Source organism: Actinomadura rubrobrunea NBRC 15275 (genome assembly GCF_001552235.1).
Taxonomy (GTDB): Bacteria; Actinomycetota; Actinomycetes; order Streptosporangiales; family Streptosporangiaceae; genus Spirillospora; species Spirillospora viridilutea.
Genome location: NZ_BCQU01000120.1, coordinates 1 through 17571, shown reverse-complemented (window position 1 = coordinate 17571; position 17571 = coordinate 1). Strand labels below are relative to the sequence as shown.

General features: G+C 71.8%; 14 protein-coding genes. 6 read left to right on the top strand and 8 right to left on the bottom strand.

The window, feature by feature from the left end; genetic code table 11:
• Window positions 1–32: 32 nt before the first annotated feature.
• The 7 genes from AR3_RS26315 to AR3_RS26285 all read right to left on the bottom strand — a co-directional run bounded on the left by AR3_RS26315 (window position 33) and on the right by AR3_RS26285 (window position 8062).
• Window positions 33–344, bottom strand: coding sequence for a hypothetical protein (locus AR3_RS26315; RefSeq protein WP_146150392.1), 312 nt, complete (start codon window positions 342–344; stop codon window positions 33–35).
• A gap of 21 nt (window positions 345–365) precedes the next feature.
• Window positions 366–1397 (bottom strand): SPFH domain-containing protein, encoded by a 1032-nt coding sequence (locus AR3_RS26310; RefSeq protein ID WP_067917920.1) that lies wholly within the window; start codon window positions 1395–1397, stop codon window positions 366–368.
• A gap of 217 nt (window positions 1398–1614) precedes the next feature.
• Window positions 1615–2481, bottom strand: coding sequence for an amidohydrolase family protein (locus AR3_RS26305; RefSeq protein WP_067917914.1), 867 nt, complete (start codon window positions 2479–2481; stop codon window positions 1615–1617).
• Window positions 2482–2507: 26 nt separating this feature from the next.
• On the bottom strand, window positions 2508–4172 hold the full coding sequence (locus AR3_RS26300; protein ID WP_083952038.1) for a benzoate-CoA ligase family protein: 1665 nt from the start codon (window positions 4170–4172) through the stop codon (window positions 2508–2510).
• A 23-nt stretch (window positions 4173–4195) separates the two neighbouring features.
• A complete protein-coding gene (locus AR3_RS26295; RefSeq protein WP_067917912.1) occupies window positions 4196–4474 on the bottom strand; it encodes a hypothetical protein in 279 nt (92 codons plus the stop codon).
• 1333 nt (window positions 4475–5807) lie between these two features.
• Entirely contained in the window at window positions 5808–6857 is a 1050-nt protein-coding gene (locus AR3_RS26290) for an LLM class flavin-dependent oxidoreductase (protein WP_067917911.1), read from the bottom strand.
• Between the two features lie 68 nt (window positions 6858–6925).
• Complete coding sequence (locus AR3_RS26285; RefSeq protein ID WP_083952040.1) at window positions 6926–8062, bottom strand: ABC transporter substrate-binding protein; 1137 nt, start codon at window positions 8060–8062, stop codon at window positions 6926–6928.
• A gap of 416 nt (window positions 8063–8478) precedes the next feature.
• Between AR3_RS26285 and AR3_RS26280 the strand changes: the two genes are divergently transcribed.
• The 6 genes from AR3_RS26280 to AR3_RS26255 all read left to right on the top strand — a co-directional run bounded on the left by AR3_RS26280 (window position 8479) and on the right by AR3_RS26255 (window position 15623).
• Window positions 8479–11010, top strand: coding sequence for a sensor histidine kinase (locus tag AR3_RS26280; protein ID WP_067917908.1), 2532 nt, complete (start codon window positions 8479–8481; stop codon window positions 11008–11010).
• Between the two features lie 6 nt (window positions 11011–11016).
• Window positions 11017–11409, top strand: a complete 393-nt coding sequence (locus tag AR3_RS26275; protein WP_067917906.1) for a DUF742 domain-containing protein — start codon at window positions 11017–11019, stop codon at window positions 11407–11409.
• Between the two features lie 64 nt (window positions 11410–11473).
• Window positions 11474–12052 carry a GTP-binding protein gene (locus AR3_RS26270; RefSeq protein WP_067917903.1) on the top strand — a complete coding sequence of 193 codons (579 nt, stop codon included), beginning with the start codon at window positions 11474–11476 and terminating at the stop codon, window positions 12050–12052.
• A gap of 64 nt (window positions 12053–12116) precedes the next feature.
• The gene (locus AR3_RS26265) at window positions 12117–13898 is read left to right on the top strand and encodes a M64 family metallopeptidase (protein WP_067917901.1); all 1782 of its coding nucleotides are present in this window, start codon (window positions 12117–12119) and stop codon (window positions 13896–13898) included.
• Between the two features lie 227 nt (window positions 13899–14125).
• The gene (locus AR3_RS26260; RefSeq protein WP_067917899.1) at window positions 14126–14926 is read left to right on the top strand and encodes an SAM-dependent methyltransferase; all 801 of its coding nucleotides are present in this window, start codon (window positions 14126–14128) and stop codon (window positions 14924–14926) included.
• Between the two features lie 58 nt (window positions 14927–14984).
• A complete protein-coding gene (locus AR3_RS26255) occupies window positions 14985–15623 on the top strand; it encodes a nitroreductase family protein (RefSeq protein ID WP_067917898.1) in 639 nt (212 codons plus the stop codon).
• An 81-nt stretch (window positions 15624–15704) separates the two neighbouring features.
• On the opposite strand, the gene AR3_RS26250 is transcribed toward AR3_RS26255, so the two are convergent.
• Window positions 15705–17390 (bottom strand): glycerol-3-phosphate dehydrogenase/oxidase, encoded by a 1686-nt coding sequence (locus AR3_RS26250; RefSeq protein WP_067917896.1) that lies wholly within the window; start codon window positions 17388–17390, stop codon window positions 15705–15707.
• Between the last annotated feature and the right edge of the window lie 181 nt (window positions 17391–17571).

Sequence of the window (17571 nt, the reverse complement as noted above, 5' to 3'; positions counted from 1 at the left end):
GTCGCTCGCGAGGGGCGCGTCCCCCGCCCCGGTCACTGCGACTCGATCTCCAACGCGGCCACCCGGGACCGCGCCTGCGCCATGGCCTCGTGGTACCGGGCCTCCCAATCCGGGACGCCGTCGGGGATCTCCGCGACGACCTGACGCCCCAGCTCGGTGATCCGGTCACCGGAGCCGGAGACCCGGCGCACGACGACGACGGTGACGCCGCCGCCCGACTCGGTGTGGGTCTCCCACCGCGCGGGCGCAGCGGTCCGGGACCGTCCGCCGGTCACGCCGTACCAGAGCAGCCACCCGATGACCGCGAACAGCGCGAGCGCGGCCAGAATCAGCAGCAACCGCACGGTCGCCTCCCGGTGACTCGATCAGCGGCGCGACCCGAACAGGGCGCCGTTGGGGTTGCCCGGCGCGTACACCGTGATGCCCTGCGGCAGCGCCTTGAGCTCCTCGATCCTCGCGCAGGTCGGGCACTTGTTGTAGCCGTCCTGCCGGGCCTTGTTGGCCTGGGCCTCGGCGCGCGCCGACGCCACCTTGGCCTGCGCCTCGCTGACCTGCGCGAACGCCGCCTGGGCGCGGTCGACGGCGTCCTGCACGCGGGCGGGCAGCGTGACCCGGACCAGGTTGAAGTGCAGGTTGGTCAGGAACTTGCCGCCGAGGGTGTTCTCCAGGTCGGTGGCCAGGCTGGTGTTGATGGCGTTCTGCACCTTGGCGATGTTGGCGTTGTTGCTCTGCGCCTGCAGCACGCCCGTCTTCTGCCGCGTCCCGGCCGTCGTCCCCGTGTTCTGGACCAGCGCGCAGGAGGAGACCAGCTCCGCGCAGCGGAAGCTGTTGATCTGGGTGCGCAGGTCGTTCTCGATCACGGGTCGGACGATCTGGTGCAGGAACGCCGACCACCCCTCGTCGCCCTCCCAGGCGAAGTAGCTCTTGCCGTCGGGGCCGCGGAACTTGCGGGTGCCGAACTTGTCGTCGAACTTGCGCAGCGCGTCGTGGTCGAGGTTCAGCGTGAAGTACAGCACGCCCTCGATGCCCATGTTGACGCCGTCGCTGCTGGGGACGGTGACGACGTCGACGTTGCCCCGCTCGGCGTCACTGGCCTTGGAGGTGATGGTGTAGAAGCGCTGCTGCGCCGGGTACCGGTGGATCTTCGACCACCAGCCGGTCCAGGTCCGGCTGGACGCGGGATCCACGACCTGGCGGATCTTGTTGTCGTCGAAGAACCCGCCGTTGCGGACCACGGCGACCTCGCCGCCGCCGGTCCGCTCGAAGCTGCCGAGCAGCCCCTTCACCAGCGGCAGCCCGACCACGGCCAGCACGACGGCCAGCGCGATGGCGCCGCCCCGCGAGAGCCGCCGGCCGCCCTGTTCCTGCGTCTTCGCACTCGACTTCGACCCCGCCATGAACGTCTCCATTCATTCGGCTCACGCCGGTCATCTGCATGAACGTGCAGCAATAGGACGCAATCCGCCCGCATCCGGTTGCGCCACAAGAGCGTCGCGACACGCACCGCGACCGCATACGCACTTCCTCACGGCCCCAGCGGACCCGCGACCGGACGCACTCGCCGCATTCGAACACGGCACTGAGTTCGGGAGCGCTGCGTCTCTCGCGGGTCGGTCAGTCCAGCAAATCGCGGAGGGCGGGGTAGACGGTGACGGCGTTGCGGCCGTGGATGAGGGAGATGGTGTCGTCGTCGAAGCCGAGGGCGGCGACGGCGCGGGCGTTGTGGGCGACGCCGGGCATGCCGGGCCAGTCGGTGCCGAAGACGAACTTGCGCGCCAGGCGGGACAGGTCGTGGCGGGCGTAGTACTCGGGGATCCTGCGCGGCGGCAGGCCGGACAGCTCGATCCAGACGTTGTCGCGGGACAGGGCCAGGAACGCGGCCGCGTCGTACCACCAGCCGCGGCCGCCGTGCGCGAGGACGATGGTCAGGTCGGGGAAGTCGCGCAGGACGTCGTCCAGCAGGATCGGGTCGGCGAACTTGTTGGACGCGCCGGGGAACGTGCTCGTCCCGCAGTGGACGATGACGGGGACGCCCGCCTCGCGGCACAGCGCGTACGCCGGGTAGAGGGCGTTGTCCGACGGACTGAATCCGCCGTGCACGGGGTGCAGCTTCAGGGCGATCGCGCCGAGGTCGAGCTGCCGGGACAGCTCCGCGTCGATCGGGTAGTGCAGGTGCGGGTTGACGTTGGCGACGACGCGGAAGCGGCGCGGATTGTGCTTCACCAGCGGCAGCACGTCCTCGATCGGCTGGATGCCGGTCGCCTTCGGGCTGTACTCGGTGAGCAGCAGCGCCGCGTCCACGCCCTCGGCCTCGAAATGCGCGTCGACCCGTTCGGGGATGGGCGCGCCTTCGTCGTCGAAAAGGTCCTGCCAGGCATGGGAACGGCCGAACTGCTCGGCCCATTGCCGCCACGCAGGGCGCACCGTGGGCAGCCGCGCGATGTGCACGTGCGCGTCGACGAGCAGTCGGCCGTCCAGCATTCGTCCTCCTTTACGGGGGCTCCTCGTCACGTGGCGACGATGTCATTGTCGGCGGTCACCGGCCTGTCCGAGGACGCGCGTGAGGACGCCGCGGCGGCGGGCTCGGCGAGGCGTTCGCGGACGGTCTCGCGGACGGCGAAGCGCCGCAGCTTCCCGGTGGCGGTCTTCGGGATGGCGTCGACGAACAGGACGTGCCGGGGGCGTTTGAACGCGGCCAGCCGCTCCCGGCACAGGGCGATGAGCTCGTCGGGACTCACGGCGGCGCCGGGCGCCGCGACGACGCAGGCCACCGGCTTGTCCAGGCCGTTCTCGTCCGGCACGCCCACGACCACGGCCTCGACCACCGACGGGTGCGCGACGAGGACCTGCTCGACCTCGGTGGGCGACACCCAGATCCCGCCCGCCTTGATCATGTCGTCGGAGCGGCCGAGGCAGGTGTGGTAGCCGTCGTCGTCCACCACGTACTTGTCGCCGGTGCGCAGCCACTCGCCATGGAAGGCACGGCGGGTGGTGTCGGTGCGGCACCAGTAGCCGGTGGTGATCGAGGCCCCGCGCACCAGCAGGTCGCCGGGCACGCCGGGCGGCACGTCGTCGCCGTGCTCGTCGACCACGCGCACGTCGTAGCCGGGCACGGGCGTCCCGGACGTGCCGGGACGCACCCGCCCGGGCCGGTTGGACAGGAAGATGTGCAGGGCCTCGGTGGAGCCGATGCCGTCGATGACCTCCACGCCGAACCGTTCGGTGAACCGCCGGTACAGCTCGGCGGGAAGCGCCTCCCCCGCCGACACCGCCAGCCGCACCGAGGAGAACGTGTCGGGCGGCAGGTCTGCGGCGAGCAGGGCCGCGTAGAACGTAGGCACCGCGAAGAACAGCGTGGGTTCGTGTTCGCGCACCTGTTGCGCCACGGAGGCCGGGGTGGGGCGGGCCGGGTCGAGGACGGTGGCGGCCCCCACCGACAACGGGAAGAAGCACGCGTTGCCCAGCCCGTAGGCGAAGAAGAGCTTGGCGACGGAGAAGCAGCGGTCGTCGCGGGTGATCCCCAGCACGTGCGCGGCATAGGTCTCGGCGACGTGCCGCACGCTTCCGTGCCGGTGCATGGCGGCCTTCGGCGTGCCCGTGGTGCCGGACGTGTAGAGCCAGAACGCCGGGGACTCGTCCCAGGTGTCGTACGGCGCGGTGTCGTGGCCTTCGCCGTCGGCGAGCAGCTCGTCCCAGGAGATGGGGCGCACGCCCGGCGGGACGTCGAGCTGCGCGCCGCCCGCCAGCACCGCGGACGTCACCTCCGGGGCCGCGCGCAGCGCCTCGGCCGCGGCGTCGGTGAACTGCGGTGACACCAGCAGCGTGCGGGCGCGCGAGTCGCGCAGCAGGGCGGCCAGCTCGGTCCCGTTGTACATGGTGGACACCGGCACGGGGACCGCGCCGATCCGCATCCCGGCCAGCAGCGCGACCAGCAGTTCGGGGCCGTCGGCGGCGAACAGCATCAGCCGCTCTTCGGGGCGGATCCCGGCGGCGCGCAGCCCGGCCGCGGCGCGTTCCACGAGCGCGGCGAGCTCGGCGTAGGTGAGGGTGCCGCCCGGTCCGGCGACCGCGATCCGGTCGCCGTGGCCGAGTTCGACCTGGCGGTCGACCAGATAGCGGCAGGCGTTGAACGAGGCGGGGCCGGCGTTGGGGTGAAGCAAGGGCTCGGGCATGGTCGGCTCCAGCGTCCGCTCGGTCAGTGGAGGGGGACGTGCTCGTAGGCGAACGGGCGGCCGGTGATGCCGGAGCGGGGCGGCGCGGCCCGACGGGCGGTCTCGCCGGGCCTGTCATCGGCGCGCATCAGCGGCCGCATGTGCGGCGTGCCGTCCTCGGCCGGCGGTGGGGTGCCCCGTCGCGCGGCCCGTCCGTCGCCGTCCGGCGGCCGGCCGTCCGGTGCGACGCGTGGACCGGCGGACGCGCCGACGCGCCGCCGGCGCGGGAGCGTCCGTTCGGTGTCGTCGGCGCTCGTGGCCATGGATTCACACCCGCTTCCGGTCGAGGGCGGTGGTGCGGTCGGTCCCGCAGCCGTGCGGCGCACCGTCGGCTCCGGCGGCGCGGGGCCGCCGGACGGTCCGGTTCCGCCGAGACGGCGACCGGCCGAAGATCTCGGTCTCCCAGGTCCCGGGGGCCGGCGAAGCGGCGGGTGGCCTCCCTCCCTGTCGGCGCGGCGGGGATGGGCGACGCGCGTCCGTCCAGAGCGAGCGTGCCTCCAGAGCGATACGCACCTCGTTCTCCCAGTCGATGCCGTGAAGGGCGAAGGTCACAAGCCCCAGGACGGCGGCTTTTACCGCGTCTATGGGTTGGTCGGCGAGAACACGCTGCTGCTCGAGGGGCTCCTGGGCGCCGTGGAGGAGCGAGCCGGTGCCCGCAGGTCCGGAGCCCGGGATCGGGACGCCGTGCTCGTCGACGCGCGGCGCGATCCGGGCGGTCCCGCGTCGATCGTCAGGGTCGGGCGCCGGCGCACGCCGGCCCGGGCGTCGCGAAGGCCCCGCGATGCCTCCGCGGGGTCGTGGTCGGTCTCCGGTTCGGCCGCCGCCGCGGTGAGGGGCATGTCGGCGCCTCCAGGCAATCGAGTGTGCTCTCGGTCACACTCATCTTTGACGTAGATCTTTAGTCACGTCAATGCTCTGTAGCACGTACGACCGGGATTTTTGTGGCGAATCGAGCCCAGTGAGACAGACCGACAGCTCGGGGTGATGATCTCTGATGGCACCATCCCGCAGGTCAACGCCAACGGCAGAGGTTCGCGCCCGCCAGAGCTTGCAGCGCCGGGCGAATTCGAGCTGCCCCTCCAATGGCCCGGTGCGGACACCGCACTGTCGTACGTCGCTGCGAGCCGACCGCTCCGGACGGAGCATGCGGATGAGCGCGACGGCGTAGGGGCAGAGGCGGCCTGCAGCAGTGAAGAGGCTCCTGTACCGGTGTCCACGGGCGGATACCGAGGCCGGGACGGCGAGGGGGCAGGCTTCCCCCGGCGGTTCGCGATGGGTGCAGGCCACGGTGCCACTGTCTGGCCGGGCGTTCGGCTCCCTGTGCGGCCGTACCGATCGGCCGTCTCGTCCCGCATAGTCGCAGGCCGCGAGCCCGGCCGAATGATGTGGGCGGTTACTCGGACGGTGGAGACACCGATGCCGGGAGTCGTGCCACGCGCGCGGGCACCGCGTTGTCGACAGCAGCGACGTGAAGCCGAGGCGGACTCGTCACGGGCTCGCCGCGACCGTCCTCGTGTCGGTGCAGGGAGGACACTGCTAGACACGCGAAGGCCGGGGCGCCCGTTGCGAGGGACGCCCCGGCCCGTCGTCATCGCGTCACTTGAACGCGGGCATGACCTTGTCGTGGATCAGGCGCAGCTGGGTGTCGACGTCGCCGATGCCCTCGATCTCGCGGCCGGTGAACGACTTGACCAGCGACGAGTCGGTGATGGCGCAGATCATGTGGTTGACACCGGTGGGCTCGATGTCCCGCTTGATCTTCTCCACCACCTCTTCCGGGGTGCCCGCGATGGACAGCTTCTCGGTGATCTCCGGGGTGGTCAGCTCGATGCCCTTGGCCAGGTCGCCCGCGCCGATCGCCTCGATGATCGGGGCCATGTCGGCGGGGTCGACGCCGTTGCGCTGGAGCTGCTCGGCGGGCATGGCCGAGGCGTACAGGCCGACCATGCTGCGCGCGGCCTGCTTGGCGGCCTCGGAGTCGTCGCCGACCGCGAACACCACCCAGGCGCCGATGTCCAGGGACGAGTAGTCCTTGCCCGCCCGCTCGGCGCCGATCCGGAAGTGCTCGACCAGGTACTCGTAGGCCTCGCGCGAGTAGCTGAGCGCGTGGTGCACGCCGTCGGACAGCTCGCCGGCCGCCTCGAACGACTTGGGCCCGCGCATCGCGCCGATCTTCACCGGCAGGTGCTCCTGCACGGGGCGGGCGAAGGTGAACAGGCCCTCGTAGGAGTAGAACTCGCCCTCGCGGGTGATCGTGCCCTCGTCCAGCAGGGTGCGGACGACCTGCACGGCCTCCTTGACGCGGGTGAGCGGCTTGGTCTTCTTCCAGTCGATCTTGTACTGGGCGAGCACGCCGAAGTTGCCGCTGCCCAGGACGACCTCGGCGCGGCCGCCGGTCAGCTCGTCCAGGGTCGCGGCGGCCTGGGCGATGAGGGTGGGCTCGCGCAGGGTGACCGCCGACACCGACGGGCCGAGCCGGATCTGCGAGGTCTCGGCGGCGGCCGCCGCGAACAGCAGCCACAGGTCCTTGTGCCAGGGTTCGTCGGCCGCGTAACAGGCGTAGAAGCCGAGCTCGTCGGCGAGCTTGATGGAGGCGAGGGACTCCTTCAGCGGGTAGTCGGGCAGCATCGCATAGCTGAACTTCACGGCCGAAACATCTCCTTCGATGTCGGGGACGGGGTTGGTGACAGAAAGTCAGGGGTTTCGGATGACCGCTATCCCTTGATCTCGGTCCAGGCCTGGGCCCAGCGCGTATAGTCGACGCACGTACGGCCCTCGCCGCAGTTGGCGACCGGGGTCTTCCAGAACGCGATCTTCCGGTAGAAGTCCGCGTCGCCGACGCGGTACTCGTTGCAGAACTCCCTGCCGGTGTACTGGCACGCCTTGGGGTTGGCCGGCGCCTGCCCGAACCACTGGGCGACCTGCGCCTGCACCTTCGGCGTGGTGATCCAGTTCATCCACCGGTACATGCAGTTCGGATGCTGCGCCCGGGATGAGATCATCCAGGTGTCCGACCAGCCGGTGGAGCCCTCGACGGGGATGGTGGTGGCGACCGGCACCTTCTGGTCGCGGGCGAGGTTGGCGATCACCTGCCAGGCGGTGCCCGCGTGGGTGTCGCCGACCCGGAACGACTGGACCAGGTCCAGGTAGTTGTGCCAGTAGTTGCTGACCTTGGTGCGCTGCTTGCGCAGCAGCGCGACCGCCGCGTTGAACTGCTCCTCGTTGAGCTCGTACGGGTCGGTGATCTTCAAGTCGGGCCGCTTGGCCTTGAGGTACAGCGCGGCGTCGGCGATGTAGATGGGCGAGTCGTAGGCCGTGAGGTTCGTCCCCGCCGGGGAGTTGTCCTCCCAGACCACGCCCCAGGACGTGGGCGGCTGCGCGAACTTGTCGGTGCGGTACATCAGCACGTTGGCGCCGTAGCCGTGCGGCACCCCGTACATCTGCCCGTTGACCGAGTTGTACGGCTGGTTCTTCAGGTAAGGAGCGATGTCGTCCCAGTTGGTGAGCAGCCCGGTGTTGACCGGCGCGACGTCGCCGCCGTAGATGAGCCGCAGGCTGGCGTCGCCCGACGCCGACACCCCGTCGTACTGGCCGGTCTTCATCAGCGCGACCATCGCGTCGGAGGTGTCGGCCACCTTGGCGTAGACCTTGCAGCCGGTGGCCCGGGTGAAGGGGTTGACCCAGTCGACCTTCGGGTCGCTGGAGCCGTTCTCCGCGTACCCGGCCCACACCACGAGGTTGAGCCTGCCTTCGGTGGCGCCGACGGCCTGCTGCACCTTCAGCTGCGGCACCCCGCCGGCCTGGTCGCCGTCCGAGGAGTCGCTGCACGCGCCCGCGGCGGCGGCGGTCATCACGGCCGCCGTGGCGGCGGCCGCCAGCCGCCGGAGAGTCCGTCTGGCCCGCGCCCGTCGCCACCGCGACGCCGGACGTCCGGCCTGGTCACGAGGGTGGAGCGCGGACACGGGGGGTGTCTGACGCCTGGCCTGGGGACCCTGGGGCGGGCTGACATCGATCACGATCGGCTGATTGTAGGGGTCCGCGACACCGGCGTAGGGTGCTTTTCGGCGGATTCATAGTTCACGTCACTTCTGCCCCCAAATCACGTGTCGCGGTAGTACCCTCTGCTGCGATCAGTGGCCGTCCCCTAACCGAGAGCTTCGTTGTGCGTGAATCCGACCGTCGAGCGGAACCGTCGTCCACCGGCCACCGGCGGCGCAGACCAGGGGCCGGACGTTTTCGGACGGTCCGTTTCAAGGTCGTCCTGCTGGTGCTGGTCTCGTTGGTCTCGCTGGGCGCACTGTGGACCTTCGCTGCCAGCGTCACGCTTGGCGAGGGCCTGAACCTCCGCAAGATCGAGAACGTCCAGGAGCACTTCGAGTACCCCTCGGGCGCCCTCGGCAGCGCGCTGCAGGCCGAACGCCGGGCCACCTTGGTGTTCCTCGGCAGCCGCTCCCCCGCCGACCGTGCCGCCATGGAAGGCGTGCGCCTCATCACCGACCGGCAGGCCGAGGTGTTCCGCCGGCTGGCAGGCGACAAAGACGCTCAGGCCGACGCCCCCGCGTCGGCGCGCCGCCTGGCCCAAGAAATCATCAACGGCCTGAACGGGCTGCCCGCCCGTCGCGGCGCCATCGACAATCTGCGCTTCGACCGCGCCCGCGCGTTCGCCGACTACACCGAGATCCTCGAACGCATCGCGACGCTGCGCGCCTCGCTGTCCACGCTGGACAACCCGGACGTCGCCCTCGACGCCCGGAACCAGGTGGCCCTGTCCCGCGCACACGAGATGCTGGCGCAGGAGGACGCCCTCCTGGCGGGCGCGCTGGCCGCGGGCCGGATGACCCGGGCCGAGCACGCCCAGTTCGTCAAGCTGGTCGGTGCGCAGCGGACGATGTACGACATGGCCGCGCGGGAGCTGCGGCCGTCCGAGCGCGCCTACTACCAGCGCATCACCGCGACGCCCGAGTACGCCCGTCTGCGGCGGCTGGAAGACCAGTACGTCGACTCGACCCGCGCCATGCGGGGCGACCCCGACGCCCCGGTGCTGTGGAAGATCACCGCCAACTCCAACCTGACCCGCCTGCGCGGGCTGGAGCTGACCATGACCGCCGAGGCCGAGCGGCGCGCCGAGCCGATCGCCGACGCGATCCTGCTGCGGGTGACGCTGGCCGGCGCGCTCGGCCTCATCGCGGTGGTCGCCTCGGTGCTGCTGGCGATCTGGGTGGCCCGGTCGGTGCTGGGCGACCTGGCGCGGCTGCGGCGCGCGGCGCAGGAGCTGGCCGACGAGCGGCTGCCCGGCGTGATCGCCCGGCTGCGCCGCGGTGAGAAGGTCGACGTGGCCGCCGAGGCGCCGCCGCTGTCGTTCGGCACCCCCGAGATCGACCAGGTGGGCCGGGCGTTCAACGCCGCGCGGCGCACCGCGATCCAGGGCGCGGTCGAGGAGGCCGCGCTGCGCCAGGGCATCAGCGAGGTGTTCGTCAACCTGGCGCGCCGCAGCCAGAGCCTGCTGCACCGGCAGCTGAAGCTGCTGGACGCGATGGAGCGCCGCATCTCCGACCCCGACGACCTGGAGGACCTGTTCCGGGTCGACCACCTGGCCACCCGCATGCGCCGGCACGCGGAAGGTCTGATCATTCTGTCCGGGCAGGCGCCGGGCCGCGGGTGGCGCAACCCCGTCTCGGTGATCGACATCGCCCGCGCCGCGGCGTCGGAGGTGGAGGACTACACCCGGGTCCAGGTGGCGCCGATGCCGCGCGCCTCGGTCGCCGGCGCGGCCGTCGCCGACCTCATCCACCTGCTGGCGGAGCTGATCGAGAACGCGACGATGTTCTCCCCGCCGCACACCACGGTCAGCGTGACCGGGCAGGCGGTGGCGCACGGGTTCTCGCTGGAGATCGAGGACCGCGGGCTGAGCATGGAGCCCAAGGCGCTGGCCGAGGCCAACGCGCGGCTGGCCAACCCGCCGGAGTTCGACCTGTCCGACAGCGCCCAGCTCGGCCTGTTCGTCGTCGGACGGCTGGCGCAGCGGCACGGCATCAAGGTGACGCTGCGCACCTCGCCCTTCGGCGGGATGACCGCGATCGTGCTGCTGCCCGAGGAGATCGTCGTGCACGAGGGCCAGGACGCCGCCCCGGCCGGCGACGCGCCGCTCGCGCTGACCCGCCGCGCGGAGGACGCCCTGGTCACCTCGGGCGTGGTGCGCGGCCACCAGGACCGGGCGGCGCTCACCGCGGGCTCGTCCGGCGACCTCGACGGCGCCCCGCCCGCCGGGCTGCCGGCCGGAGCGTCGGTGCCGCCGATGCGCGGAGAGGCGCAGCCGCCGCGGGAGGGTTCCGGCCCCGGGCAGGGACCGCGGCACGCGCGCCCCGCCCCGTCCGCACCGGCGGAGCCGCCTTCGTCGGCCCCGTCGGCTCCGGCGGCCTCCTCGGCGCCGTCGTACTCGGACCCGCTGACCGACCCGCTGACCGGCCCGCTGCCTCGCGTGGGGACGCCGTCCGCGCCTCCGCCCGAGCCCCCGCGGCAGGAGCCGCAGCGGCGCCCCGAGACGCGGGCCGACGAGCAGTCCGAGTCGCAGCCGCGGCGGCGCGCCAAGGGCGGCAGGCCGGCGCTGCCCAAGCGGGTCCGGCAGGCGAGCCTCGCGCCGCAGCTGCGCGGGGAGCAGCAGCTTCCGGAGCCGCCCGCGGCCCAGGAGCGCGTCCGCCCGGAGCGGTCTCCCGAGGAGGCCCGTGCCATGATGTCGGCGATCCAGCGGGGCACCAGGCGCGGACGAGCAGAGACCGCGGGCCCCGGTGAGGAGTCGTGACGGACGATGATCGGCCGGGACGATCACGAACGTACGGAGTGGCTCGACGAGGAGGCGGGCCCGCTGGTGCGGGCCTATGCGCTGACGCGCGGGCGAGCGCGGCCCGCCACCCAGGGCGAGGACTTCGAGATGATCGCGATCATCGCGACCGTCTCCACGCCCGCTTACGCCACGCCGGGGCTGGGCCCGGAGCACATGTCCATCCTGGAGCTGTGCGTGCGGCCCCGCTCCGTCGCCGAGATCTCCGCCCAGCTCGGGCTGCCGCTGGTGGTCGTGCGGGTGCTGCTCGGCGACCTGCTCAGCCATCGCTTCATCGTGGTCCGGCGCCCCCAGCAGGAGCACCAGACCGTCACAGAGGAACTGCTCAGGGAAGTACTCCATGGACTCGAGGCGCTCTAACAGTTCTACGGGCGACGCCCGGGGGGCCTGGGGGTCCTCCCCCAGAGCAGACGCCGCCGCCGACATGCCGCTCGCGGTCAAGATCCTCATCGCCGGAGGGTTCGGGGTCGGCAAGACCACGTTCGTCGGCGCCGTCAGCGAGATCCGGCCGTTGCAGACCGAGGAGCTGCTCACCGAACGCAGCGTCGGCGTCGACGACACCAGCGGGGTGGACCGCAAGACGACCACCACGGTCGCCATGGACTTCGGCCGCATCACCATCCGCGACGGCCTGATCCTCTACCTGTTCGGCACGCCCGGGCAGGACCGGTTCTGGTTCATGTGGGACGAGCTGTCCCACGGGGCGCTCGGGGCGGTCGTGCTGGCCGACACCCGGAGGCTGGCCGACAGCTTCCCGGCGGTCGACTACTTCGAGCACCGCGGACTGCCGTTCATCATCGGCGTCAACCGGTTCGACGACGGCTACGACTACACCGTCGAGGAGATCCGCGACGCGCTGGACCTGTCGCCGCACATCCCGGTGGTCCTGTGCGACGCGCGCAGCCGCGAGTCGGCCAAGCAGGTGCTGACCTCGCTGGTGCGGTTCCTGCTCAGCAGCCGCGACGTGGAACACCCCGACGCGTCCGCCGTCGCGGGCTCCTGACGCGGGCCCGTCCGCCGAAAAGATGGGCCTGCCGACGCGAGTGATCGGATGACAGTGTCGTCGCGTGCGAAACACACCCCTCCGTGCGCTCGTCCTGTCATCGATCGTCCTGACGTCCGCCGCCCTGCCCGTGCGGGGCGCGGCGGCGGACGTCGCACCGGGGGACGCGACCGTCGTCCCCGTGCAGGTCACCGGTGATCCCGACGAACGGTTCAACCTGGTCGTCCTCGGCGACGGCTACACCGAGGCCGACATGCCGACGTTCCGCGCCGACGTCGACAAGCACCTCAACGTGCTGTGGAGCATCGAGCCGTTCAAGTCTTACCGCAGCTACGTCAACGTCTACCGAGTGGAGATCGCCTCCGGCGAGTCCGGGGTGAGCTGCGACCCGGACCTGACGTCCCCGCGCAGGAACACGCCGCTGAAGATGGCGTTCTGGGGCGGGTGCCAGGCGCAGGGTCCGCAGCGGCTGCTCACCCTCGACCAGGCGGCGGCCGCCCGCTACGCGGACATGGTCGCGGGGACGACGCCGTCCAACCGGCAGATCCTGGCGCTGGGCAACAGCCGCACCTACGGCGGGGCGGGCGGCGCGTACGCCACCGCGTCCGGCGGCAACGCCATGTCGGCCCTGATCAGCCCGCACGAGCTCGGGCACTCGCTGGGCGGGCTGCAGGACGAGTACGACTACTACCAGCGGGGCGAGCCGGGCGGCCGCTACACCGGCGGGGAGCCCGACTCCGTGCACCACACGCTGCTCACCGAGCGGCAGATGCGCGAGCGGCGCGCCAAGTGGTGGCGCTGGCTCGGCGAGCGCAGCGAGGCGGGCGGCAGGATCGGCCGGTACGAGGGCGGGCTGTACCACAGCACGGGCGTATGGCGCCCCAGCCGGCATTCGATCATGAAGTCGCTCGGCTACTACTTCGACCAGGTGGGCCGCGAGCGGATGACGCAGGCCATCTCGCAGAAGGTCAGCCTGCTGCAGGACGCCGCGCCCGCCGACCGCCCCGTGGGCGCCGACCGCGTCCTGTGGGTGGAGACGATGCACCCCGTCGGCCACGCGCTGTCGGTGACGTGGACGGTGGACGGCCGGACGGTCCAGCGCGGCGGCCACGACCTCGACCTGCGCCGCCTGCGCCTGCGTCCCGGCAGGCACGCGGTGACGGTGACGGTCTCCGACCCCACGCCCTTCATCCGCGACCCGCAGGTGCGGGACTCGCTGACGCGCACCCGCACCTGGACGGTCGACACCGCGCTCACCACGCCGCCCGACGCCACGCCCGACGGCCTCACCGACACCACCCCGACGAACGTTCCGGTCGGCGCGCGCAGCGTCATCTACGCCGAGACCACGCACCCGGCGACGCGTCCGGTGCGCGTCCACTGGACGATCGACGGCCGCCCCGTCCAGGCCGACCGCGACCTGGACCTCAAGCGGTTCCGTCTGCGTCCCGGCACCCACCGGGTCACCGCCACCGCCGGGAACACGACGCGCACGTGGACCGTCGACGCCACGCCGCCCGTCACCTCCTACGAGGTCTCCCGACCCGCCGAACAAAAAGGCGAGCACTACACGTTCGACGAACGATTCACGCTTCGACTCACCCCTAAGGACGATCAGAACGGATACGTCGTGAGCGAATTCCGCGTCGACGGAGACGGCTGGTACCACTATTACGGCTGGCCGACCGACTCGAATGCGCCGTTCCTGTTCACTCCTGACGGCACCGTCATCGACCACCTGGTCTATGGGAAGCTGCCGCGCGGCAGGCACACCATCGAGTACCGGTCGATCGACGCGGCCGGCAATTACGGAACCGCGAAACGCTTCACCGTGACGCTGCGCTGACCGCGCCTTCGCACCGCGCGTCCCCGCCCCGCGGCCCGGGCCTGGGCGAGGCGCGCGGCGCGAGGCCGCCTCGTCGGCGCCGGACGAATCGGGCGCCGGACGAAGCGGGCGTCGGACGAAGCGTCATCTGCGCAAGGCAACGTTTCCCCGCCTCACGGCCGGAATCGGTCATATGATCTTCTCGTCCGCAGACAACCGCGACGACGCGGCGCAGAGAAGGGCATGGGATGGGTGATCAGCCGACACCGGCCGAACTGGAAACCCATATCGCCCATCCGGCGCGGATGTACGACTACTACCTCGGCGGAAAGGACAACTACGCCGCCGACCGGGAGGCCGCCGAGAAATCCCTGGCGATCGCCCCGGAACTGCGCCTGCTCGCCCGAGAGAACCGCGCCTTCCTCCAACGCGCCGTCCGGTTCCTGGTGAACGCCGGCATCCGCCAGTTCCTCGACCTCGGCGCCGGGCTGCCCACCCAGCGCAACGTCCACCAAGTGGCGCAGGAGATCGCGCCCGAGACGCGCGTGGTGTACGTCGACAACGACCCGATCGTGCTCGTGCACGCCCGCGCGCTCCTGGCGTCGCACAGCGAGGGCGAGACGCGGGTGGTGCAGGCGGACGTGCGGGACCCCGAGGCGATCCTGGCGCATCCCGACGTGCGCGCCCTCATCGACTTCGACCAGCCGATGGCGACGATGCTGGTGTCGGTGCTGCAGTTCGTGCCCGACAAGGACCCCGAGGAGATCGTGGGTCCGCTTCGCGCCGCCATGGCCCCCGGCAGCCACCTGGTCATCTCGCATCCCACCCAGGACCTGCGGCCGGACCACGTCCACGGGGTGGCCCAGACCTACACCCAGGCCAAGGCCCCGGCCGTGCCCCGCCGCAAGGCCGAGATCGAGGCCATGTTCGGCGACTTCGAGATCTTGGAGCCCGGCATCGTCCAGACGTCGCTGTGGCGGCCCGACGGCCCGGTGACCGCCGACCTCGACCTGGTGTGGATGTACGGCGCGGTGGGCCGCAAGCCCTGACGTTCGCGCCGCCTCCCGAACACGACCCCGCCCTTGCCACGCGCCACCGGAGGATGACATGGACGTCATCGAGGCCATGAAGACCACGGGGACCTGCCGGTACTTCCGGCCCGACCCCGTGCCGGACGAGGTGCTGCTGACCGCGTTCGAGGCGGCCCGGTTCGCGCCGCAGGGCGGCAACCGCCAGCCGGTGCGCTGGGTCGTCGTCCGCGACAAGGACCGCAAGCGGCGGCTCCAGGAGTGGTACCTCGGCCCGTGGAAGGCGTACCTGGACGGCATCGGGGCCGGGGACATCGCGGTGGGGGCGCTGCCCAAGACCGTCGCCGACGCCGACCACTTCGCCGAGCACCTGCACGAGGTCCCGGCCATCGTCGTGCTGTGCGCCGAGCTGGACGGGCTGCACCCCACCGACACCGACCTCGGCCGGCTCAGCGTCGTGGGCGGAGGCTCGATCTACCCGACCGCGCAGAACTTCTGCCTCGCGCTGCGCGCCCAGGGCGTGGCCAGCGCCATGACCACGCTGCTGTGCCACAGCGAGCCCCAGGTGAAGGAGCTGCTGGGCATCCCGGACGGCGTCATCACCGCCGCGCACATCGCCGTCGGCTACCCGGAACGCGGCTTCCCCAAGAAGCTGTCGCGCCGCCCGGTCGAGGAGATCGTGTTCGACGAGCGCTACGGCGAGCCGTTCAGCGCCTGAGTCGTCGGCCCGGAGCGCCGGGCCGACGACTCGCGGCGTCCCCGATGCGGCGCCGATCGGGGACGCGTCCTCGGGCACCGGTCAGGCGGCCGACACCGACGACCGGCGGGACGGGCGGCTTCCCGACTCGGAGAGCGCCGCGCTGCCGCGTTCCGCCCGGATCTGCCGCACGTAGCGCTCCACCTCCTCCGCCACGTCGTCGTCGCTCCACCCGAGCAACGGCGCGATCAGCTCGGCGACGGGACGCGCCGCCGCCTCGCCGCCGTCCCACTCCTCGATCGAGATGCGGGTACGGCGCGACAGCACGTCCTCCAAGTGCAGCGCGCCTTCGTGCGACACCGCGTAGACCGCCTCGGCCTTGAGGTAGTCGGCCGCGCCCGGGATCGGCTCGCCCAGCGACGGGTCGTCCGCGATCAGCTCCACGACCTCGCGCACGCAGGTCCCGTACCGCCGCAGCAGGTGCTCGACGCGCGCCACGTGCAGCCCGGACTCGGCGGCGAGCCTGCGGCGGTCGTTCCAGAGCACCTCGAAGCCCTCCGCGCCCATGATCGGCAGGCGGGCGGTGACGGAGGCGGGCACGTTGTCCTCCAGGCCGCGAACGGCCGCGTCCACCGCGTCCTCGGCCATCACCCGGTACGTGGTGAACTTGCCGCCCGCGACCACCACCAGCCCGGGCACCGGCTCGGCCACGGTGTGCTCGCGCGACAGCCGGGTGGTGTCGTCGGTGTCGCCCGACAGCAGCGGCCGCAGCCCCGCGTAGACGCCTTCGATGTCGTCGTGCGTCAGCGGGACGCGCAGCCAGGCGTTGGCCTGCTCCAGGAGGTAGTCGACGTCGGCGCGGTCGGCGACGGGCTCGTCCGGCCCCTCCTCCCAGGGCGTGTCGGTCGTGCCGACGATCCAGTGCCGTCCCCAGGGGATGACGAACAGCACGCTCTTCTCGGTGCGGGTGATCAGCCCCGTGTCCATGGGGATGCGGTCGCGGGGCACGACGATGTGCACGCCCTTGGACGCCTGCACGGTGAACGCGGCGCGCGCGCCGGTCATCTTATGCGTGCCGTCCGTCCACACCCCGGTGGTGTTGACGATCCGTCGGGCCCGGACGGCGATCTCCCGTCCGCTCTCCAGGTCGACGACGGTGGCGCCGGTGACGCGCGCGCCCTCGCGGAGGAACCCGGTCACCTTGGCGCGGGTCGCCACGCGCGCCCCGTACAGGGCGGCGGTGCGGGCGACCATCATGGTGAAACGGGCGTCGTCCACTTGGGCGTCGTAGTACTGGATGGCCCCGACCAGCGCGTCGTGCCGCAGCGCCGGGGCCTCGCGCAGGGCGGCCCGCCGGGACAGCTGCCTGTGCCAGGGCAGGATGCGCGCCCCGCCCATCGTGTCGTACAGGGTCACCCCCGCGCCGACGTAGGCGCGCTCCCAGATGCGGTTGCGCAGCGGGTACAGGAACCGCACCGGACGCACCAGGTGCGGCGCGAGGCGGCTGAGCAGCAGGCCGCGTTCGCGCAGCGCCTCGCGCACCAGCCCGAAATCGCGCTGCTCCAGGTAGCGCAGGCCGCCGTGGATGAGCTTGCTGGACCGGCTGGACGTGCCGGCGGCCCAGTCGCGGGCCTCGACCAGCGCGACCGACAGACCCCGCGAGACGGCGTCCAGCGCGGTGCCGACGCCGACGATGCCTCCGCCGATCACCAGGATGTCGAACTCGGTCTCACCGAGGCCGTCCAGAACCGCGTCGCGGTACCCCGGTTCCAGGGCTATGGATGTCACGTGTCTCTCCCCGATCGAAGGTCGGTCACGGTGCCCGGGCCCGTCAGTCGATCTCGACCCAGTCGAGCGTGCGGGCCACGGCCTTCTTCCAGCCGGCGTAACCGCGGGCGCGGCGCTCGTCGTCCCACTCGGGCAGCCAGCGCTTGTCCTCGTTCCAGTTCTGGCGGAGCTCGTCGGTGCC